Source organism: Providencia sp. PROV252, from assembly GCF_033676005.1.
Classification (GTDB): Bacteria; Pseudomonadota; Gammaproteobacteria; order Enterobacterales; family Enterobacteriaceae; genus Providencia; species Providencia vermicola.
The window spans coordinates 336,991-356,750 of sequence record NZ_CP096294.1; the positions used below are offsets into that span (position 1 = coordinate 336,991).

The 19,760-nt window shown below is 42.1% G+C and carries 19 protein-coding genes; 10 read left to right on the forward strand and 9 right to left on the reverse strand.

Annotated elements, in window-relative coordinates; genetic code table 11:
- Positions 1-27: 27 nt before the first annotated feature.
- Positions 28-1,029, reverse strand: coding sequence for a serine hydrolase domain-containing protein (locus tag M1F05_RS01480; protein ID WP_206084839.1), 1,002 nt, complete (start codon positions 1,027-1,029; stop codon positions 28-30).
- A 40-nt stretch (positions 1,030-1,069) separates the two neighbouring features.
- Positions 1,070-1,951: a LysR family transcriptional regulator gene (locus tag M1F05_RS01485; RefSeq protein WP_206084838.1), complete on the reverse strand. Its 882-nt coding sequence runs from the start codon at positions 1,949-1,951 to the stop codon at positions 1,070-1,072.
- Between the two features lie 85 nt (positions 1,952-2,036).
- Here M1F05_RS01485 and M1F05_RS01490 point away from each other — a divergent pair, with 85 nt between their 5' ends.
- Positions 2,037-3,107, forward strand: coding sequence for an NAD(P)H-dependent flavin oxidoreductase (locus tag M1F05_RS01490; protein WP_206084837.1), 1,071 nt, complete (start codon positions 2,037-2,039; stop codon positions 3,105-3,107).
- Positions 3,108-3,142: 35 nt separating this feature from the next.
- Here M1F05_RS01490 and yhjD read toward each other — a convergent pair whose 3' ends face one another.
- On the reverse strand, positions 3,143-4,132 hold the full coding sequence (gene yhjD / locus M1F05_RS01495; protein ID WP_206084836.1) for an inner membrane protein YhjD: 990 nt from the start codon (positions 4,130-4,132) through the stop codon (positions 3,143-3,145).
- Positions 4,133-4,304: 172 nt separating this feature from the next.
- On the reverse strand, positions 4,305-4,709 hold the full coding sequence (locus M1F05_RS01500) for a DUF1090 domain-containing protein (protein WP_206084835.1): 405 nt from the start codon (positions 4,707-4,709) through the stop codon (positions 4,305-4,307).
- Between the two features lie 234 nt (positions 4,710-4,943).
- Between M1F05_RS01500 and M1F05_RS01505 the strand changes: the two genes are divergently transcribed.
- Entirely contained in the window at positions 4,944-5,786 is an 843-nt protein-coding gene (locus M1F05_RS01505; RefSeq protein ID WP_206084834.1) for a 23S rRNA (adenine(2030)-N(6))-methyltransferase RlmJ, read from the forward strand.
- Positions 5,787-5,924: 138 nt separating this feature from the next.
- Positions 5,925-7,277 (forward strand): glutathione-disulfide reductase, encoded by a 1,353-nt coding sequence (gene gorA / locus M1F05_RS01510; RefSeq protein WP_206084833.1) that lies wholly within the window; start codon positions 5,925-5,927, stop codon positions 7,275-7,277.
- 57 nt (positions 7,278-7,334) lie between these two features.
- On the opposite strand, the gene M1F05_RS01515 is transcribed toward gorA, so the two are convergent.
- The 4 genes from M1F05_RS01515 to mobA all read right to left on the reverse strand — a co-directional run bounded on the left by M1F05_RS01515 (position 7,335) and on the right by mobA (position 9,860).
- On the reverse strand, positions 7,335-7,934 hold the full coding sequence (locus tag M1F05_RS01515) for a glutathione S-transferase family protein (protein WP_206084832.1): 600 nt from the start codon (positions 7,932-7,934) through the stop codon (positions 7,335-7,337).
- Between the two features lie 49 nt (positions 7,935-7,983).
- Positions 7,984-8,682, reverse strand: a complete 699-nt coding sequence (locus tag M1F05_RS01520) for a helix-turn-helix transcriptional regulator (protein WP_206084831.1) — start codon at positions 8,680-8,682, stop codon at positions 7,984-7,986.
- A 69-nt stretch (positions 8,683-8,751) separates the two neighbouring features.
- Entirely contained in the window at positions 8,752-9,270 is a 519-nt protein-coding gene (gene mobB / locus M1F05_RS01525; protein WP_206084830.1) for a molybdopterin-guanine dinucleotide biosynthesis protein MobB, read from the reverse strand.
- Between the two features lie 2 nt (positions 9,271-9,272).
- Entirely contained in the window at positions 9,273-9,860 is a 588-nt protein-coding gene (gene mobA / locus M1F05_RS01530) for a molybdenum cofactor guanylyltransferase MobA (protein WP_206084829.1), read from the reverse strand.
- 215 nt (positions 9,861-10,075) lie between these two features.
- Here mobA and M1F05_RS01535 point away from each other — a divergent pair, with 215 nt between their 5' ends.
- The 4 genes from M1F05_RS01535 (at position 10,076) to polA (ending at position 15,209) form a co-directional block, all read left to right on the forward strand.
- Positions 10,076-10,345, forward strand: coding sequence for a YihD family protein (locus M1F05_RS01535; RefSeq protein WP_206084828.1), 270 nt, complete (start codon positions 10,076-10,078; stop codon positions 10,343-10,345).
- Positions 10,346-10,348: 3 nt separating this feature from the next.
- On the forward strand, positions 10,349-11,344 hold the full coding sequence (locus M1F05_RS01540) for a serine/threonine protein kinase (protein ID WP_272516278.1): 996 nt from the start codon (positions 10,349-10,351) through the stop codon (positions 11,342-11,344).
- 33 nt (positions 11,345-11,377) lie between these two features.
- A complete protein-coding gene (gene dsbA / locus M1F05_RS01545) occupies positions 11,378-11,998 on the forward strand; it encodes a thiol:disulfide interchange protein DsbA (RefSeq protein WP_206084827.1) in 621 nt (206 codons plus the stop codon).
- Between the two features lie 418 nt (positions 11,999-12,416).
- The gene (gene polA, locus M1F05_RS01550) at positions 12,417-15,209 is read left to right on the forward strand and encodes a DNA polymerase I (RefSeq protein ID WP_206084826.1); all 2,793 of its coding nucleotides are present in this window, start codon (positions 12,417-12,419) and stop codon (positions 15,207-15,209) included.
- A 494-nt stretch (positions 15,210-15,703) separates the two neighbouring features.
- On the opposite strand, the gene yihA is transcribed toward polA, so the two are convergent.
- Positions 15,704-16,315 (reverse strand): ribosome biogenesis GTP-binding protein YihA/YsxC, encoded by a 612-nt coding sequence (gene yihA / locus M1F05_RS01555; protein WP_318825968.1) that lies wholly within the window; start codon positions 16,313-16,315, stop codon positions 15,704-15,706.
- 312 nt (positions 16,316-16,627) lie between these two features.
- Here yihA and ppiA point away from each other — a divergent pair, with 312 nt between their 5' ends.
- The 3 genes from ppiA (at position 16,628) to M1F05_RS01570 (ending at position 19,740) form a co-directional block, all read left to right on the forward strand.
- Entirely contained in the window at positions 16,628-17,200 is a 573-nt protein-coding gene (gene ppiA / locus M1F05_RS01560; RefSeq protein ID WP_206084824.1) for a peptidylprolyl isomerase A, read from the forward strand.
- Between the two features lie 620 nt (positions 17,201-17,820).
- On the forward strand, positions 17,821-18,396 hold the full coding sequence (locus M1F05_RS01565) for an aminodeoxychorismate synthase component II (RefSeq protein ID WP_004265957.1): 576 nt from the start codon (positions 17,821-17,823) through the stop codon (positions 18,394-18,396).
- A 129-nt stretch (positions 18,397-18,525) separates the two neighbouring features.
- Entirely contained in the window at positions 18,526-19,740 is a 1,215-nt protein-coding gene (locus M1F05_RS01570) for an aspartate aminotransferase family protein (RefSeq protein ID WP_206084823.1), read from the forward strand.
- Positions 19,741-19,760: the final 20 nt, after the last annotated feature.

The window sequence follows — 19,760 nt, forward strand, 5'->3', positions numbered from 1 at the left end:
TACACAGGCTATATTTCTTCCCAATAATTATTGTTCAGTTAATAATGTTTCAATCACGCTAATCAGTGTGTCTCTTGATTCTTTGTCATCCACAAAGCCCGCAGCACTGGTTTTTGTTGCTGGTGAATAGTAGGCCACAGACCCCCAAAAACCTAAATGCGAATAAAGGGTTATACCGTTAACTTCACTCGCCATAATACCCAAGCGATAGCTTTCGGCATCTTTATGGGAACCGACACTTAACATAGTTTTTAGCGTTTCGTGTGAAGCAAAAACTTGCCCTTCAAATAAGGCTTCTAAAAATTGGGCCATTTGTTTGGCTGACATAATCAACCCGCCGCCGCCATAGACATCCATAGAGGCATGAATATGCGTCCCTTCAAACTTACCAAGGTATTGTTTTGCCCTTGGCGATGCACTTTGTGGTGGTTGTTCTAAATATTCCCAGTAAGCACTTTCTAGGCCGATTTTATCAAACTTGAGTAATTCTCGAACAGCTTGACCAAGGGATTGTCCTGTTATTCGCTCGATAATATCGCCGAGTAGAATGTATCCAGTATCTGAATAAATAAAAGACTCTGAGGGGGCGATAAAGGGGAACTGCTTACGTACATACATCTCAACTTGTTCAAGGCGGCTCCATTGGTAATCTGGGCGCTTTATAACCTCTTTAAGGTAATCTGCATCAGCGTGGTCGAGTAACCCGCTACTGTGGTTGAGTAAATGGCGAACGGTGATTTGTTGGGTGTTGTATTGAGTACTCAGTAATGAATCATATTGTGGGTCAATCAGCTTGGAAATAGCATCATCAATATTAATTTTTCCCATTTCAGCTAAACGTAAAATTGCCGCAGCGGTAAAGGTTTTCGTATTACTCGCTATGCGTAATGGGGTATCGACGGTAAGCGGGGCGTTATCCAGTGATGCACCTCTGGCACAAAATGTACCAACGCTTTTTTTAAGTTGGTTATGGTAGTAGAGAGCTACCCCGCAGGATAAGTTTTCCAGTTGTGGGATTACGTTTGTCATCAAAAGTCCTTATCAGGCCGTCAATTGGGAATTTCCCATATTACCCATTACGCGAAGACGTGATGCACGCTTTAAATGCGCTAAATGCGGGTACGTGGTAATTCTCACGATAAATCAACAGAGTGTTACAGGTGGTGATTGGAATACGGCCTAATCGCAATGGCGAAATTGGCATCGACTCGATAAGGTGTTTGGGCAATAGTGCGACACAGCTTCCCGCAGTGACGCAAGCAATCATGGCGTGGTAAGAATTCATCTCCTGAATATTCCAGTCTAAATTAGCGGGGATCCCCAACCACTGCTCGGCAATATTGCGATAACTGCATCCTTGGGTAAATGCGGCGAGTGAACGAGTCTTAATATCAGCATTATGGCGAGCACTGTGGTCGTGTTCAGGGAGTAACAATTGCAATTCTTCCTGCCAAATAGCCTCTGTTTTAATACCCATTTGTGAAAACTGACTAGGCTCATAGAGTGAAGAAGGTAGGGCAACAAAAGCACAATCCAGTTTTCCTGTATGCACTTGCTCAAGGAGCGATAGAGAAGACCCCGTGCGTAATAATAATCGCGTGGTTGGGTTTTGTTGGTGAAATTGCGCTAGCGGTAAAGGTAACCGACAAGCCGCTGTACTTTCCATACTCCCAATTCGTAATTGTCCACCATCTTGGCCACCGCTTATCACATGGCGAGCTTCTTCTTCTAATGCGAGCAGGCGCTGCGCATAATCAAGAAATTGCCTACCTGCTTCGGAAAGCTCAAGGCGTTTATTTTGACGGATAAAAAGTGACTCGCCCAAATCCGCTTCCAATTGTTGGATTCGGGTGGTGATATTTGATGGCACGCGGCCTAACCGAGTCGCCGCACGCGTAATGCTGAGCTCGACGGCAACAGTGCAAAATATTTTTAGAGATTCAGAGTTCATTTTCTTTTTATGTGAATATTATGCTATGTTTATTCTTTAAATAAGAACATAAAGTGTACCCTGACATTGAGACAAAGGAAAGATAATGAATAACTCAAATGCATTTCTACAGCGCTTAGGTTTACGCTATCCCATCATTCAAGCACCGATGGCGGTTGTTTCAACACCTGCATTGGCTGCTGCGGTTTCAGAAGCCGGTGGTTTGGGGTCATTAGCGTTAGGGGCCAGTTCTGTTGAACAAGCTCGGCAATTGATTACACAAACGAAAGCCCTAACAGACAAAGCGTTTAATGTGAATGTATTTTGCCATCTAACGCCCAAACGCAGCCAAGCAAATGAACAAGAATGGGTTGATTATTTATCACCACAATTCTCGCAATTTAATGCGCAGCCGCCTGAACAATTGGGTGAAATTTACCTCTCATTTCTCGACAATCCCGACATGTTGGCTTTGTTCCTTGAAATGAAGCCACCAGTAGTCAGTTTTCACTTCAATGTGCCATCAGCCGAGGTTGTTAGTCAGTTAAAAGCCCAGGGGATTTATACCATGGCTGCGGCAACCAATCTGCAAGAAGCTCAGGCGATTGAAAAAGTAGGTATTGATGCGATAGTTGCACAGGGGATTGAAGCAGGTGGTCATCGTGGGATGTTTGATGTAAAAGCGCCTGATGATGAACTTACTACGCAAGCGCTGGTGAAATTATTGTCACAGCATACCCATCTGCCAATTATCGCTACGGGTGGGATTATGAATGGCCAAGATATCAAAGCTGCATTAGGCAATGGTGCGGCAGCCGCACAGCTTGGCACCGCATTTTTGTTATGTCCTGAGTCTGCGACGAATGCGGGCTATCGTGCAAAATTAAAACAGCAAACAACAGATAATACCGCGTTAACATCGGCGATTTCTGGACGTCCAGCTCGTGGAATTATAAATTCGTTTATGGAAGCAGGAAAAAAATATGAACCGAGTAAATTGCCAGATTACCCAATCGCCTATGATGTGGGTAAGCAGCTGAATGCTGCCGCGACAAAAGCAGGGAGTGACGAATTTGCGGCTCACTGGGCAGGCCAAAATGTGGCGAAGGTACGTGAATTGCCCGCCGCTGAACTAGTCGAGATACTGGCTAAAGAGTTACAAACGTCGTTTGATTAGGCAAATCAGGGGGATAGTTCCCCCTAATTAAATGATTAGAGTGTGGCTTCTTGTTGTGAGCCTTTGGGTTCGTCCGTCGCAATCCATGCGGCACAAAATAAGGTTAAGCGAGCAAAGAAGTAGAAGAACGCCATTAGACCCAGCACAGAACCAAATGCGGCACCTGAAGGTGATGACGCCAAATTTGGTAAAATCCACGTCATTACTGATTTAATAATTTCAAAGCCAATCGCGGCTAATAGTGTGCCTTTGAACAAGGAACGGCGGCGGTGTTGCATGCGTGGTAGGATCCAAAATATCCATAAAAACAACAGGAAGTTTGCTGTGATGGATATTCCTAAACCGATTAACGTCCACGCTGGTTTTAGCCACTCAATACCATCTAAGCCCAGTGTGCTGACGATGGTGGCTTGAGCTGAACCTGCAACGGATGTCAGGGTAATGGTGACAATCAGCGCAATTAATAGGCCAATTAAAGCAAAAAAATCACGAATGTAGCGGAAAACGATATTTTCTTGTTCATCTTCATTTCGTTCCCAAACAGGCCTTGATTGCGCCAAAATCGCTAACCGTAAGTTATTCACCCAGTTAACGCCTGAATACACGGCTAGTGCCAAACCTGTTAAACCAACTGTTGTCCGCTGGCGAATTGCGGTATCAATTGTTCTTTCTAATGTATTGGCGAGAGTAGGGTCAGTAATATTGGCAGAGATGCTGCGAACCAGTTTTTCAAGGAGTTCAGGATTACTGGCTAACACAAAACCTGCGGCAGCAAAGGAGAACATCAATACAGGAATTAACGAGAGAAAAGAAAAGTAGGTGATTGCGGCGCCAAACTGGTTGCCCATGCGGTCAGTAAAACGCTGTGCGGTACGAATTAAATGTGCAATAAAAGGGATTGCGGTAACAAAATTCACCACACGCATAGAAAAAGTGAGCGCTTTTTTACTGCCATCGAGGCTTTTTGTCAGTGTCGCTTTCAGTTTATTGGTTTCTTTTTGTTCGTCTTCCTGCCTATCTGACATTGATGTCCCTCTTATTTTTACTGCTAAATTAGTGCAGTATTTCGAGCAATTTGCTGTTTATTAACGATAACCTGCCATTACTATAGCGTAAATTTATGGATAACTTTACTCCAATGCCGATTTTTCAATGAAAACAGGCATTGAAGTGCGGTTAATAATGAAATGAGAAAGACTAAAGTGCGTCTTTGTAGGTTTGTAATTCGGCTTGTGCTTGTTTTAATTCTTCTTGTGCTTCAGCTAATTTGCGCTCACGTTTTTCGATTTTACTGCGGTCATTGCCTTTGATTTTTTCTTCTTGTAATTCCGCTTCGCGTTCTTGGACTTTTTCAGTTTTCTCAGCAACATTTTTTTGGCTATCACGGTATAAAGACTCCGGTGTGCAATAACGATTTACATTATCTAACGCCTGTTCTAAGCCATTAACACGATATTGGTTACCATGTTGTTTGGCGTATTTAATTTGTTCTTCAATATTTTGTTTTTTTATTTCGCAGCCATTTTGGCCTTTAGCCGCCATTGCTGAAGTGCTAGTAAAAAAAACAGCAGAAATTGCGGTGATGATGAGTAACTTTTTCATTTTTTTTCCCTTAAATGTGTCAAAATTTGTGTTTAGGATAGCGTTTTATCGCATTTAGGTCATGCGGATTTTACTGATTTTATGACTGTGACAATTATGGCCAAATTTCGCTATAATGGCGCACAAGAATCAATACGGCCTATTTTTTATTCAAAAAGGCGCTCTTTTACGCATTTATTTAATAGTAACCACAATGGTGGTTAGTGTTGAATTTCCTCAGGAAATAAACGTTACATGTTAAGTTATCGTCATAGCTTTCACGCAGGCAACCATGCTGATGTGTTAAAACACACAGTACAGAGCTTGATCATCGAATCTTTGAAAGAGAAAGAAAAACCGTTTTTATATTTAGATACGCACTCAGGAGCGGGTCGTTATCAATTAACGGGTGAACATGCAGAAAAAACCGGTGAATACCTCGACGGAATTGCACGTATTTGGGAGCAGCCGGATTTACCTGAAGAATTACTGCCGTATATGAATATCGTGCGTCGCCTTAATGACGGCGGGCGTTTACGTTATTATCCTGGTTCGCCGTTATTAGCCAAATTTTTATTACGCGAACACGATAAACTGGTATTAACTGAATTACACACCAGCGACTATCCTTTATTACGTGGTGAGTTTTTGAAAGATAGGCGTGCGCAAGTTTCACGGGAAGATGGCTATCAACAGTTGAAATCAAAATTACCTCCGCACAGCCGCCGTGGTTTTGCTTTGATGGATCCGCCCTATGAGATGAAATCAGATTATGAAGCGGTCGTGAAAGCGGTTGCGGAAGGGTATAAACGCTTCGCAACAGGCACTTATGCAATTTGGTACCCAGTGGTATTGCGCCAGCAAATTAAGCGCATGGTCAACCAATTAGAAGCGACAGGTATTCGAAAAATTCTACAAATTGAGTTAGCTGTGCGTCCTGATAGCGACCAGCGCGGTATGACGGCATCAGGAATGATTGTTATTAATCCACCTTGGAAACTTGAACAGCAAATGAAAAATGTGCTGCCGTGGTTGCATAAAACGCTGGTTCCAGAAGGTACAGGACACACGTTAGTTGAGTGGATTGTGCCTGAGTAATTCACCTAATTAATAGGCCATACCAATTGAAATAACAGGCATGGACTATCGTAAATCGCTATTTATCTCATGACAATGAATAGCGACCTGCGAGAAAATGAACAAATAAGTCATTCAATAAATGGGAATAACCAAATTATGAGCAAACATTACGACTATATTGCAATTGGTGGCGGAAGCGGTGGTATTGCATCGATGAACCGTGCGGCGATGTATGGACAAAAATGTGCCTTAATTGAGGCGAAAGCATTAGGCGGAACATGCGTTAACGTCGGCTGTGTACCGAAAAAAGTGATGTGGCATGCTGCGCAAATTTCAGAAGCCATTCGCAACTATGGCCCTGATTATGGTTTCGACACAACCATTAACCATTTTGATTGGAAAACCTTAATTGAGAGTCGTACTGCTTATATTGATCGTATTCACCAATCCTATGACCGTGTATTAGGGAATAATAAAGTGGATGTGATCAGCGGTTTTGCGCGTTTTGTGGATGCGCATACTGTTGAAGTGGATGGTGAAACCTATACTGCCGATCATATTTTGATTGCAACAGGTGGTCGTCCTGTGATCCCTGCGATCCCAGGTGCAGAGTACGGCATGACTTCCGATGGTTTCTTCGAACTGGCAGATTTACCAAAACGCGTGGCGGTTGTTGGCGCGGGTTATATTGCCGTTGAACTGGCGGGTGTATTAAATGGTTTAGGGGCTGAAGCGCATTTATTTGTCCGTAAACATGCGCCATTGCGTTCATTTGACCCACTGATTGTCGAAACGCTGGTGGAAGTGATGAACACCGAAGGGCCAAAACTGCACACTGAATCAATTCCAAAAGAAGTGGTGAAAAATGCCGATGGTTCATTGACGTTGAAATTGGAAAACGGCCATCAACAGACTGTCGATGCATTAATTTGGGCTATTGGTCGTGAGCCAATGACAGATAACCTGAATATTGAAGCAACAGGTGTCGCGTTAAATGAAAAAGGCTACATCAAGGTCGATAAATACCAAAACACTAACGTTGCAGGTGTTTATGCGGTTGGTGATAACACGGGTGCAGTGGAATTAACACCAGTGGCGGTAGCCGCAGGGCGTCGTTTATCTGAGCGCTTGTTTAATAACAAGCCAGATGAGCACTTAGATTACAGTAATATCCCGACTGTTGTATTCTCGCATCCGCCAATTGGTACTGTCGGTTTAACCGAGCCAGAAGCCGTTGAAAAATACGGTGCAGACAATGTGAAAAGCTATAAATCATCGTTTACGGCGATGTATACCGCAGTGACTTCCCATCGCCAACCTTGCCGCATGAAGTTAGTTTGTGTTGGTGAAGATGAAAAAATTGTCGGAATTCATGGTATTGGTTTCGGTATGGATGAAATTCTTCAAGGTTTTGCGGTCGCATTAAAGATGGGCGCAACCAAGAAAGATTTCGATAATACCGTGGCTATCCATCCAACCGCAGCGGAAGAGTTTGTGACGATGCGTTAAGCATTTGTTCGTCTAAAATCAAAGGCTAAGTTCAGATGAACTTAGCCTTTTTTGATATTATTTTGCCAGACGCTCAGCAATCGCAGGGATGGTCGCTAAACTATCAAGGTATTTTTGCATAGCGGGCGTTATCTCTAAGGGAGTATATTTAACTAAAAACATCACAAATGCGCCCACATACACATCCACAGCGGTAAATTGTTCGCCACAAATAAATGGGTTAGCACTGTTTAAACCCATCTCTAAGCAGGCCATTGTGCGTTCAACAGAGCCAAAGCCAGACGACTTTTGCTGCTCTTCGTTTAATTGAATACCTAAGTCACTGACCGTAAAGGCTGATTCAATTGGCCCTGCGGTAAAGAAAAACCAACGATAATAAGCAGCGCGTTTTGGGTCATCCAGTGCAGGTGCTAAGCCTTTTTCAATGAACTTATCTGCTAAATAAGTACAAATCGCTGCAGTTTCAGTGACGATAGCATCTCCATCAACTAATGCAGGCACTTTAGCCATCGGGTTAATCGCGAGGTATTCAGCGGTGTGCATGTCTGCGCCATAGCCTAGCTCAATGCGTTTGTAAGGAACATCTAGGATTTTTAATAATAAATCGACGGTATTGCCGCGTGACATTGAGTTAGTAAAAAGGACGAGTTCGCTCATGGTTATTCCCTTATATGAAGTTGAGTACTTACTATAAGGGAGGGGAGTGTCAGAAATTGTCAGGAGAGACACACAACACGTCTTTTTGCCATCGTGCTAATAAATATTCCTTTGGATACGGTAGTTTATCGGAAAGTGCAAAATACGACTGAATACGATCCAAGCGAAAGTGACGGTAGCTTTCTCGTAATTCACACCATGCTGCTAAGACTTGGGACTCTTTCATATAACCAATGGCAATTGGCCAAATAACGCGTTCGGTTGATTGGTTTTGGCCATCAAGGTAAGTCATTCGGGCTTTGCACTCTTTTCGCAAACTTAAGCGTAAGTCCTTAGCAATTTTATCATTGATGTCATAATAATGGGTTGTAGGGGCAAATAAGGTATTTTGATTGAGGATCTTTTGGGCATTCCCCGCGACCACCGCATTGATTTTACTGATTGCACGTATGGCTGAATTTTTAAGTTCAGTATCTGCATTACTTTTTACCCAACGCAAACCTAAAATCAATGCTTCTAATTCATTTTCATCAAAGGTTAATGGCGGTAATAACAACCCTGTTTTGAGTTGGTAACCGATACCTGCTTCCCCAACAATTTCAGCCCCTTGATTTCGGAGAGATTCTATATCGCGGTAGACGGAGCGAATACTTACTTCCAGCTGGGAGGCAAGGGCTTCTGCCGTAATTGGATAACGGTTTTCTTTTAAGATTTGTAATAAGGTCAGCAAGCGTTGAGTACGAGTCATAAGTCTTGTTTATTTTCATTTAATACGTATTGCGCCTATTTATGCAACTAATAGGCGCAATGTGCGCAGTTATTGGCTTTTTTGCCACCAAGACACAATGTAATCAGCCACTTGTTCTGGGTTATTGATGTCAAGCTGTGGCACTTGAGTATCAATGATTTCATTACTGGCGACAGCGACTACATAGTTATCGATCAGGCCATTCAGTGGTTTTCCAACCTCAGATCGAAATAAAGCGATTTTATCGATCGTCTCATGTTTAAATCCTTCGACGAGAATCAAGTCTAAAGACGCAGGATCAAAACGGCTTGCTAAATAATACAGATCCATTTCTTTGGATTCTGGGGTTTCTGTCATAAGCGCCCAGCGCTTTTCGCTGGCGACAAGGGTTTGGTCAGCACCTGCTTTGCGTAATTCAAAGCTGTCTTTACCAGGTTTATCCACCTCCATATCATGATGGGTGTGCTTGATTAAACCGACACGGACGTTACGTTGCCTAAGCAGTGGAATGACTTTTTTTAATAATGTTGTTTTACCTGTGCCGCTGTAGGCGGTAATTCCGAGTAGAGGTAGCGTATTTTGTTTCATGGCTATTTTTGTTGTAACTCCCAGTTACGGCTATCTTCTGGCGTATTCAAGTTAGCGAATGAACCAGATTCTGATGAGAACGTGATGCCTTTTGCATTGATTTTCTGCATAAACAGCATCAATTTGCGATCACCTCTGGCGAGATAATCATCGAGTTGGGATTGGAGACTGCGGTGTAACAGGGCGAAAGTGGGGTGTTCGCGCTCGGTATCTTGAGCGTAACAGGCCAAATGCTGATCTTTTTCCATGAACATTTTTTCCGCTAAATTCAATGGGAAAGAAGGAACATCGCAAGGGACAAATAGCAGCCAATCGGTTTTGGCGCAACGAAGAGCTGCTTGCATACCTGCTAAAGGGCCTGAAAAATCCGCATTTAAATCCGTAATAACCGTCAATTGGCTTTGACGATATTCATCTTGATTGCGATTGGCATTAATCATCACTTGGTGAACTTGGGGGGATAAGCGTGCGAGGATATATTGGTACAAAGGCTTGCCTAACAAAGGCACTAAGCCTTTATCTTGCCCGCCCATACGTGTTCCTCGGCCACCTGCCAGTATGACCCCTGTAATTGACTGTCGAAATGACATATTCAATATCCTTGAATATCTTCAAGAAAATGTTTCAACTTACCTGCAAACACTTTCGCGTATAGTAATTGCTAAAATTTATTCTATTTTGCTATAAAATCAATGAATATTCGTACGTATTGGCGCTAAACTTTACGTAGATTGACAACAGTTCGCTTTTTCTCTTGTATGATTATTGATAACTTGTATCGAATATTCGTGATAAAGGAATAAACATGAAATGCCATCGCTTAAATGAAGTTATTGAGCTTCTGCACCCTGTTTGGAAAGATAACTCAGATTTAAACCTTGTTGAATTATTGCAGAAACTTGCTGATGAAGCGGGCTTTAAAGGCAGCTTATCTGAATTAACGGATGATGTATTGATTTATCATCTGAAAATGCGTGGCACTGACAGTAACGATGTGATCCCTGGGCTAAAAAAAGACTATGAAGATGACTTTAAAACGGCCATTTTGCGTGCTCGTGGGATCATAAAAGACTAAATCATGAATGAGATAGAATCTTCGAATTTCCATTTTAGTGGGATTTCACCTGACTTGATTTTAGACGCGCTAATGGAAGCGGGGATTTACCTAGAATCAGGGCTGACTGAATTAAACAGCTATGAAAACCGCGTTTTTCAGTTTCAAGATGAAAATCGTCAACGTTATGTGGTGAAGTTTTATCGGCCTGAACGTTGGAATCGGTCGCAAATTCAAGAAGAACATGATTTTACGCTAGAATTACATGATGAAGGACTTCCTGTTGCAGCCCCTCTTGAGTTTGCTGGGCAAACGGTGCTGGAGTTTGGTGGCTTTATGTTTGCTGTTTTTCCGAGTATCGGTGGGCGGCAATATGAAACAGACAACTTATTTCAGCTCGAAAGCGTAGGGCATTTATTAGGGCGCATTCATCAAATTGGTCAGCGTAAAAACTTTGTATTTCGTCCGACAATAGGCGTGGATGAATACCTTGATAAACCGCGCGATATTATTGTTTCAAGTTCATTGTTAAAAGAACGCGATAAAGAGCCATTTGTAACATCGTTGGATAAGCTGGTTGCGCAGGTCAAACTGCAATGGCCAACAAGCTTATCTACCCTAAGGCTGCAAGGGGATTGCCATCCAGGCAATATCTTGTGGCGTGATGAGGCTTGGATGGTGGATTTCGATGATGCGCGCAATGGCCCTGCGATTCAAGATTTATGGATGCTGCTCAATGGCTCGCGCCAAGAGCAACTCATTCAATTAGATACGTTATTAGAAACTTATAATGAGTTTTCTGATTTTGATGTAAAACAGCTGAAGCTGATTGAGCCGCTTAGGGCGATGCGTATGGTTCACTATCTCGGGTGGATTATTCGCCGTTGGCAAGACCCTGCATTTCCTCGGGCGTTTTCGTGGCTACAGGCTGATGATTTTTGGCAAAAGCAATCTATTGAGTTTGCGCAGCAAATTGAACGGTTGCAGGATGCTCCTTTGCAATTAACCCCGCAGTTTTAACATTTAAGTCTTTGTTTTTGGAGAATGTAGTCTATGAAAAAAATTATGTTGGCTTTGCTTGGTATTGCCATGTCTTTTGGTGCTGCAGCGGCAAATTACACGGAAGGTAAAGAGTATACCGATGTTAAACCTGTGCAAAACCTGCCACAAGTTTTAGAGTTTTTCTCTTTTTACTGCCCACACTGTTACCAGTTTGAAAGTGTGTATAAAGTGCCACAAACGGTAGAAGCAAATTTACCAGAAGGCGTAAAAATGGAACGTTATCACGTTGATTTCTTAGGGCCTTTAGGCGCTGATTTAACGCAAGCGTGGGCAGTTGCTATTGTATTGAAAGCAGAAGATAAAGTGACGCCAATTCTGTTTGAAGGCATCCAAAAAACACAAACTATCAACAGCAAAGCTGATATCCGTAATGCTTTCATCAAAGCAGGTATCTCTGGTGATGAGTATGATGCAGCACTGAATAGCTTCGTGGTCAAATCTGTGGTGGCAAAACAGCAAAATGCTGCCCAAGATTTAAAACTGCGTGGTGTGCCAGCATTATTTGTTGATGGTAAATATCAAGTCCGCAACAACGGTATTTCAGCTGATAAAGCGGAAGACTATGGCAAAGAGTTCTCCAATGTGGTGAATTTCTTAGTGAATAAAAAGTAAGCCTTCTTGATGGTGGCAAATCATGCCACCATCAAGCTATTTCCCCTCACTGCTGAATCAATATCCACAATTCGACGACTCTCTTCATCTTGTGTTAAATCAAAACATGTATTAGCTAACCCATTGATTTTTATTTCTTGTTTTTATATACAAACAACCTCTTTCTTATTGAATTCAATCAATAACATAAATATATACACACGGTTATCCACAGGATATTCCATTACGTAGTGTGATTAGCCATGGGGTAAATAATCACTTCGTTGGCTTGAATTAGCGATCATTTGTTTGAAATTGGTCGCGATTTCAACAGAATTTCGGCAGAGGGTTGGCGTAATGTAAAACTTGGGATGTATCCTAAGCCACATTATGGCATCCTATGGCTCTTCATTCCCGATTAACAAGATGATGACAGACTATGGCTCAGATTGCAGAAAACCCCCTTATTTTGGTTGATGGTTCTTCCTACCTATACCGTGCTTATCATGCATTCCCTCCGCTTACAAACAGCGCAGGTGAGCCTACAGGTGCCATGTATGGTGTGCTCAATATGTTGCGCAGTTTAATGCTGCAATATAAGCCTAGCCATGTCGCGGTTGTCTTCGATGCGAAGGGAAAAACGTTTCGTGATGAATTATTTGAAAGTTATAAGTCTCACCGCCCACCGATGCCTGATGACTTGCGGGCACAAATAGCGCCATTACATGAAATGGTTGAGGCGATGGGGTTACCGTTGCTGGTTGTTTCAGGCGTAGAGGCTGATGATGTTATCGGGACGTTAGCCCGTGAGGCGAGCCGTAAAGGTATGCCTGTTTTGATTAGTACGGGTGATAAAGATATGGCGCAATTGGTTGAGCCAAATATCACACTGATCAATACCATGAACAACACCATCTTAGGCCCTGATGAAGTCAAAGATAAGTATGGTGTTCCTCCTGAGCTTATTATTGATTTCCTCGCATTGATGGGTGACTCGTCAGATAACATTCCGGGTGTACCGGGTGTTGGCGAAAAAACGGCATTAGCACTGTTACAAGGTATTGGTAGTTTAGACGCCATTTACAACGACCTTGATGCTATCGCGCCATTAGGTTTTAGAGGTTCAAAAACCTTAGCCCCTAAAATGGCGGAAAACCGTGAACTTGCGTTTTTATCTTACCAACTGGCGACGATCAAAACCGATGTAGAGCTAGATAAAAAATGTGAAGAATTACAAGTGACTGAAATTGATGCAGATAAGCTTCATCAATTATTTAGCCGCTATGAATTTAAACGTTGGTTAGCGGATGTTGAAAACGGCTCTTGGATGGATGGCAAAGGTGCCAGTAATAAAGCGGCTCCAACGCCTGCGACGGCACCAGTAAAAGCCGCGGCCCCTGCAACACCAACACTGAGTGCTGAAAATTACCAAACCATTTTAGAAAAAGCCGATTTAGATAGCTGGGTTGAAAAGCTGAGTGCGGCGTCTGTATTTGCTTTTGATACCGAAACTGACAGCTTAGACACGCAAGAAGCGCGTTTGGTCGGCATGTCATTTGCGATTGAAGCGGGTCATGCGGCCTATTTGCCTTTAGGCCACGATTACCTTGATGCACCCGCTCAGTTACCGCTTGATGAAGTCCTTCAAGCGATGAAACCGATTCTTGAGAGCGAAAAAATTCTCAAAATTGGTCAAAACTTGAAATATGACGCGGAAGTTTTAGAAAACTATGGCATTGAATTAAAAGGTATTGGCTATGATACCATGCTGGAATCCTATGTATTAAATAGTGTGGCAGGTATGGGACGTCATGATATGGACAGCCTTGCAGAACGCCACCTTAACCATAAAACGGTCAGTTTTGAAGAGATTGCAGGTAAAGGTAAAAAGCAGCTGACGTTTAATCAGATTGCGCTAGAAGAAGCCGCGAATTATGCAGCTGAAGACGCTGATGTCACCTTGTTGCTGCATCAAGCACTTTATCCGCAGGTAGAAGCGGAGCCAAAACTGAAGCACATTTTTGAAAATATCGAAATGCCGCTGGTGCCTGTGTTAGTTCGCATGGAGCGCAAAGGGGTGTTAATTAATGCAGCGACACTGGCAGCACAATCCAAAGTGATCACGGCGCGTTTAGCTGAATTGGAAAAAGAAGCGTTTGAACTGGCGGGCGAAGAGTTTAATCTTGCATCACCAAAACAGTTGCAGACTATTTTATTTGAAAAACTGCAATTACCCGTGATTAAGAAAACGCCAAGTGGTGCAGCATCAACGAATGAAGAGGTATTGGAAGAGCTAGCGCTTAACCATGCGTTGCCTAAATTGCTTTTGGAGCACAGAAGCTTAGCCAAACTGAAGTCGACCTACACAGATAAGCTGCCACTCATGATTAACCCGCGTACTGGCCGCGTTCATACTTCTTATCATCAAGCGGTTACGGCAACAGGGCGTTTATCTTCACGAGATCCTAACTTACAAAATATTCCTGTAAGAACAGAAGAAGGGCGGCGAATTCGCCAAGCGTTTGTGGCGCGTGATGGTTATAAAGTCATGGCGGCTGACTATTCACAAATTGAATTACGTATTATGGCGCATTTATCTCAGGATAAAGGCTTACTTACCGCGTTCGCAGAAGGGAAAGATATTCATAAAGCAACGGCAGCAGAGGTGTTTGGTATTCCTCTTGATGAAGTGACTAGCGATCAACGTCGCAGTGCAAAAGCAATTAACTTTGGCTTGATTTACGGTATGAGTGCTTTTGGTTTAGCGCGTCAGTTAGGCATCCCGCGGGGTGAAGCTCAGCGTTATATGGATTTATATTTTGAACGTTATCCAGGTGTTCTACGTTATATGGAAAATACGCGTTTACAGGCATCTGAACAGGGTTATGTTGAAACCTTAGAAGGGCGTCGATTATATTTAGCAGATATAAAATCCAGCAACGGTATGCGCCGTAAGGCCGCAGAGCGTGAAGCGATCAATGCCCCAATGCAAGGCACTGCAGCTGACATCATCAAAAAAGCGATGATTGCTGTCGATACCTGGCTACAAACGGAAAAACCACAAGCAGATATGTTAATGCAAGTACACGATGAATTGGTTTTTGAGGTCAAAGAGTCTGAGTTAGAGCGTGTTCAAGCTCAGGTACAAGCCCTGATGGAGCAAAGCTTGAAGCTTGATGTACCGCTCAAAGTGGAAGTTGGTATCGGGAATAACTGGGATGAAGCCCACTAGTTTTTGATGAGCTTAAAGTTGAGAAGCGCCTAATGAAATTTTATTAGGCGCTTTTTTTATGAATACGTTTCGGGTAGTTATGCGTTTGATATTATTGACTGCAAATTGAACATAATTACTCGATAATTCACTGAATTTTAACTTGAAAAATTAAAAATAAATGACATATTTATGCGATGTAGCTCTCATAAATATGTAATAAAAATACGATTTTTTATCTTGATTTGAATATATGGGTAGCTGAATCGTAGTAAGCTTTGAAAAAAAACTACAAAAAGACTTTTTTTCGAGCGAAAAATAAAGTACATTAATAGGCGTAGGGTACAGAGGTAAGATGTTCTATCTTTCAGACCTTTTACTTCACGTAATCGGATTTAGCTGAATATTAGCTGCTCCAGTCAAAGTTTTTGACTGGAGCATTTTTTTATCTAAAATTCAGGCAATTAGATTTGAGGCAGGTTAGTGAGCCATCAGTGACTCACTTGTTTGGTCGGTTACGCTGGCGTGTTATACCAGCTATCTAGCTTAATTCGCAGTTTATCAACACCAATCTTTTTCAGTGCAGAGAAATATTCAACCTCAATATCCCCTTCTAATGGTGCCAGCGCTTCACGCACTTCTGTAAGCTGTTTCTTTCTTGCGCCTGATGCCAGCTTATCGGCTTTTGTCAGCAAGACTAAGACTGGCACATTCATCGCGACAGACCATTCAATCATCTGCATATCGAGATCTTTTAGCGGATGACGGATATCCATTAAAACGACGAGGCCTTTAATGCACTCTCTTTTTTGCAGATATTCGCCAAGTGCTTGTTGCCATTTGCGTTTCATTTCTGCGGGAACTTCGGCATAACCATAGCCTGGAAGATCAACAAGACGTACACCTTCTTCAACTTCAAATAGGTTGATGAGCTGAGTTCTTCCAGGTGTTTTACTGGTACGTGCTAAGCTTTTTTGCTGTGTTAATGCGTTTAACGCACTGGATTTACCTGCATTTGAGCGGCCAGCAAAAGCCACTTCAATACCCGTATCTTTGGGTAGATGACGAATATCGGGTGCACTGATGACAAATTTTGCCATCTGATAGTTATGATTCTTAATTGCCATTTGTCGTTCTCCCTGAGTTAGCCTCAAAAGGCGGGGGGATTATAGCTTTGCTTGGCCTCTTCCGACAACTCGAAATATTACCCGCGCTTGGGTAATCCTATAATGAATGACCAGATAAGAGTAGAAAAAGTAGGCAATGGATAAATAGTCACAATTATCGACGTTTTTTATCGAAATTGGTCTACAATCTAACGCAATTAGTGATTTTCAAGCTTTTGGCGTAAATATAGGTAAATCTTTAGCAATCTTGATGGCTTCGCTCTAGAATTGCCTAATTGCAGTTGTAATATGTCATAACGAAAGGGATCTTACATGTTAAAACGAATTTTTGTGCCACTTTTGGCCGTCTGCGCAATGAGCGCCTCCTCTTTTGCATTATCGGCGGGTGAGACTTACATCAAATTAGTCACGTCTGCGGGTAATATTGAACTAGAATTGAACAGTAAGAAAGCACCAGTGACGACAGAAAACTTTGTCCAATATGTTAATGAAGGTTATTACAACGGAACAACCTTCCACCGTGTTATTCCTGGTTTTATGATCCAAGGTGGCGGTTTCGATAAAGATTTACAGCAAAAACAAACTCGCGCACCTATCAAAAATGAAGCGGATAATGGCTTGCGTAACTTACGTGGTACCATTTCAATGGCCCGTACAGCAAATAAAGACAGCGCAACAAGCCAGTTCTTTATTAATGTTGCAGATAATGCATTTTTAGACCACGGTCAACGTGACTTTGGTTACGCCGTGTTTGGTAAAGTGGTTAAAGGCATGGATGTTGCAGATAAAATCTCTAAAGTGAAAACGGAGAATGTCGGCCCATACCAAAATGTTCCCGTAGAACCAATTACAATCATTTCAGCTGAAGTGATTAAAAAGCCTTAATGCTGTTTAGTGGGTAAGCGGATGAGTTTACCCACTTTTACTACTCAAAAAGCCGTTTTTTAAGTTCGCTATACATTTCATCACGCCTATCTACCGCAATAATGGTTACGGTGACATTAATATCACTGGAATTATCACTTTTCACTGTATAAGCAAGACGATACGCATCATTCTTGAGCTTAATTTTATAGCAATTATGCTGTAGTGAAAGTCGGTTCTTTCATCACCGCTGCAGGATTTTTTTTAAATTTGCTTTTAGCTCTATTTTTAGTGCTAATTTTGGCTCTAATTTAATTTTTGTCTATTAAATCCACGAAAAGTTTGTCTGAATTTCATCGTTTTAGTCAATACTTTTACTCCCTTGTATTTAAAGTAATTCTTAATCTCATTATGAAATTGTTATGTGGGTGTAAATATAATTCCATGATTTTTATATGGAAATTTTTATGGATAAAAAGCATTCCTTGACTTAAATAGGCTATTTTCTTGCTTAGGCTGTGCTATGATAGCCGCCCTTTGTTATTTTTCGTGGTGTTTTAATCATCGTTCTGATTGTTAATATCCGAAAAATATGCATGGGATATAATATATAATGATAAAAATCAGTCGGATAGGCTACTATGCTTCTACTTATTGATAATTACGATTCATTTACTTACAACCTTTACCAGTACTTTTGTGAGTTAGGTGCTGAGGTTGTTGTAAAACGTAATGACGAAATTACCATCGAAGAAATTGAACAGCTTTCGCCTACGCATCTGGTGATTTCACCTGGGCCATGTACACCAGATGAAGCAGGGATCTCCCTTGAGGCGATAAAGTATTTTGCGGGGAAATTGCCTATTTTGGGGATTTGCCTTGGCCACCAAGCTATAGGGCAAGCTTTTGGCGCATCAGTCGTCAAAGCCCGTGAAGTGATGCACGGAAAAACATCCGCAATTCATCATAACCATCAAGGTGTGTTTAAAGGTTTGAACCGCCCGTTGACGGTCACTCGTTATCATTCTCTCGTTATTGCAGCAGAGACACTTCCTGTTTCTTTTGATGTATCAGCATGGTCACTGAATAACGGTGATGTAGATGAAATCATGGGAATACGGCACAAAACCTTACCAATCGAAGGCGTTCAGTTTCACCCTGAAAGCATTTTGAGTGAACAAGGCCATGAGTTATTGAACAACTTTTTAAAGTATTAGTCTGGCAATATTACTAATAATAAATTAATTATGCATATTTCCCCCTTGCCTATTGCTCTTTTGTGATTTTTTATTCATATTTGATGCTTATATTTTCACTTAAGCATCCAGTTAGAGCAGGTGAGGGGTATGACAGAACAACAATCAGTAAATCGGCAGACTTTTGACCAAGTCATGTTGCCTATATTTTCGCCCGCTGAGTTTATTCCAGTAAAAGGCGAAGGAAGCCGAGTTTGGGATCAGCAGGGCAAAGAATACATTGATTTTGCAGGCGGAATTGCCGTTTTAGCGTTAGGGCATTGCCATCCAAGTTTAGTCGCAGCAGTCCGCGAGCAAAGTGAAAAACTCTGGCATGTCAGTAATATCTTTACCAATGAACAAGCACTTAAACTCGCGCAAAAAATCACCCAAGCGACATTTGCCGATCGCGCATTTTTTGTGAACTCAGGTTCAGAAGCCAATGAAGCGGCTTTTAAGCTAGCGCGTCGTTATGCCATCACAAAATACAGTCCTTATAAAACCAAAATCATTGCATTCAAGCAGGGGTTCCATGGCCGCACACTATTTACCGTTTCGGTTGGTGGGCAAGCTAAATACGCAGACGGTTTTGGGCCAAAACCTGCCGATATTATCCATGTCCCTTTTAACGACCTTGATGCAGTGAAAGCGGTGATTGATGAAAATACCTGTGCCGTGGTGTTAGAGCCCGTACAAGGCGAAGGTGGCGTCACTGCCGCTACGTCAGAATTTCTGCAAGGTGTTCGTAAGCTGTGTGATGAAAATAACGCCTTATTAATTTTCGATGAAGTACAAAGTGGAATGGGGCGTACTGGTAAGCTATTTTCTTATATGCATTACAATGTGACGCCTGATATTTTAACCACGGCAAAAGCACTGGGTGGTGGTTTCCCTATCAGCGCCATGATCACTACAGAAGAAATCGCGAAAACCATGGAAGTCGGTTCTCATGGTACGACTTATGGCGGTAATCCATTAGCTTGTGCGGTGGGTAATGCGGCATTTGATATTATTAATACCGAAGAAGTGTTAAACGGTGTCGAAAAACGTCGCGAGCTATTTGTTGCACATTTAAATAAGCTGAATGATAAATATAACATTTTTTCTGAAATCAGAGGAATGGGGTTATTAATCGGTGCTGAGTTAGACGGCAGGTTACTCAACCGTTCGAAAGATATCTTACAAGCCAGTGCAGTAGAAGGGCTAATGATGTTAAACGCTGGCACTAACGTACTGCGCTTTACGCCTTCGCTGATTATTTCGGAAGAAGAAATCAACAGTGGTATGGAGAAATTAGAGAAGGCGATTGGGAAGTTGTTGGGCTAATAGCTAATTGAAAGTTGCAG

What these genes read in the sequence shown, in the direction of transcription:
- M1F05_RS01480 (WP_206084839.1), bottom strand. Translation starts at nt 1,029, where the DNA reads ATGACAAACGTAATCCCACAACTGGAAAACTTATCCTGCGGGGTAGCT.
- M1F05_RS01485 (WP_206084838.1), bottom strand. Translation starts at nt 1,951, where the DNA reads ATGAACTCTGAATCTCTAAAAATATTTTGCACTGTTGCCGTCGAGCTC.
- M1F05_RS01490 (WP_206084837.1), top strand. Translation starts at nt 2,037, where the DNA reads ATGAATAACTCAAATGCATTTCTACAGCGCTTAGGTTTACGCTATCCC.
- yhjD (WP_206084836.1), bottom strand. Translation starts at nt 4,132, where the DNA reads ATGTCAGATAGGCAGGAAGACGAACAAAAAGAAACCAATAAACTGAAA.
- M1F05_RS01500 (WP_206084835.1), bottom strand. Translation starts at nt 4,709, where the DNA reads ATGAAAAAGTTACTCATCATCACCGCAATTTCTGCTGTTTTTTTTACT.
- M1F05_RS01505 (WP_206084834.1), top strand. Translation starts at nt 4,944, where the DNA reads ATGTTAAGTTATCGTCATAGCTTTCACGCAGGCAACCATGCTGATGTG.
- gorA (WP_206084833.1), top strand. Translation starts at nt 5,925, where the DNA reads ATGAGCAAACATTACGACTATATTGCAATTGGTGGCGGAAGCGGTGGT.
- M1F05_RS01515 (WP_206084832.1), bottom strand. Translation starts at nt 7,934, where the DNA reads ATGAGCGAACTCGTCCTTTTTACTAACTCAATGTCACGCGGCAATACC.
- M1F05_RS01520 (WP_206084831.1), bottom strand. Translation starts at nt 8,682, where the DNA reads ATGACTCGTACTCAACGCTTGCTGACCTTATTACAAATCTTAAAAGAA.
- mobB (WP_206084830.1), bottom strand. Translation starts at nt 9,270, where the DNA reads ATGAAACAAAATACGCTACCTCTACTCGGAATTACCGCCTACAGCGGC.
- mobA (WP_206084829.1), bottom strand. Translation starts at nt 9,860, where the DNA reads ATGTCATTTCGACAGTCAATTACAGGGGTCATACTGGCAGGTGGCCGA.
- M1F05_RS01535 (WP_206084828.1), top strand. Translation starts at nt 10,076, where the DNA reads ATGAAATGCCATCGCTTAAATGAAGTTATTGAGCTTCTGCACCCTGTT.
- M1F05_RS01540 (WP_272516278.1), top strand. Translation starts at nt 10,349, where the DNA reads ATGAATGAGATAGAATCTTCGAATTTCCATTTTAGTGGGATTTCACCT.
- dsbA (WP_206084827.1), top strand. Translation starts at nt 11,378, where the DNA reads ATGAAAAAAATTATGTTGGCTTTGCTTGGTATTGCCATGTCTTTTGGT.
- polA (WP_206084826.1), top strand. Translation starts at nt 12,417, where the DNA reads ATGGCTCAGATTGCAGAAAACCCCCTTATTTTGGTTGATGGTTCTTCC.
- yihA (WP_318825968.1), bottom strand. Translation starts at nt 16,315, where the DNA reads ATGGCAATTAAGAATCATAACTATCAGATGGCAAAATTTGTCATCAGT.
- ppiA (WP_206084824.1), top strand. Translation starts at nt 16,628, where the DNA reads ATGTTAAAACGAATTTTTGTGCCACTTTTGGCCGTCTGCGCAATGAGC.
- M1F05_RS01565 (WP_004265957.1), top strand. Translation starts at nt 17,821, where the DNA reads ATGCTTCTACTTATTGATAATTACGATTCATTTACTTACAACCTTTAC.
- M1F05_RS01570 (WP_206084823.1), top strand. Translation starts at nt 18,526, where the DNA reads ATGACAGAACAACAATCAGTAAATCGGCAGACTTTTGACCAAGTCATG.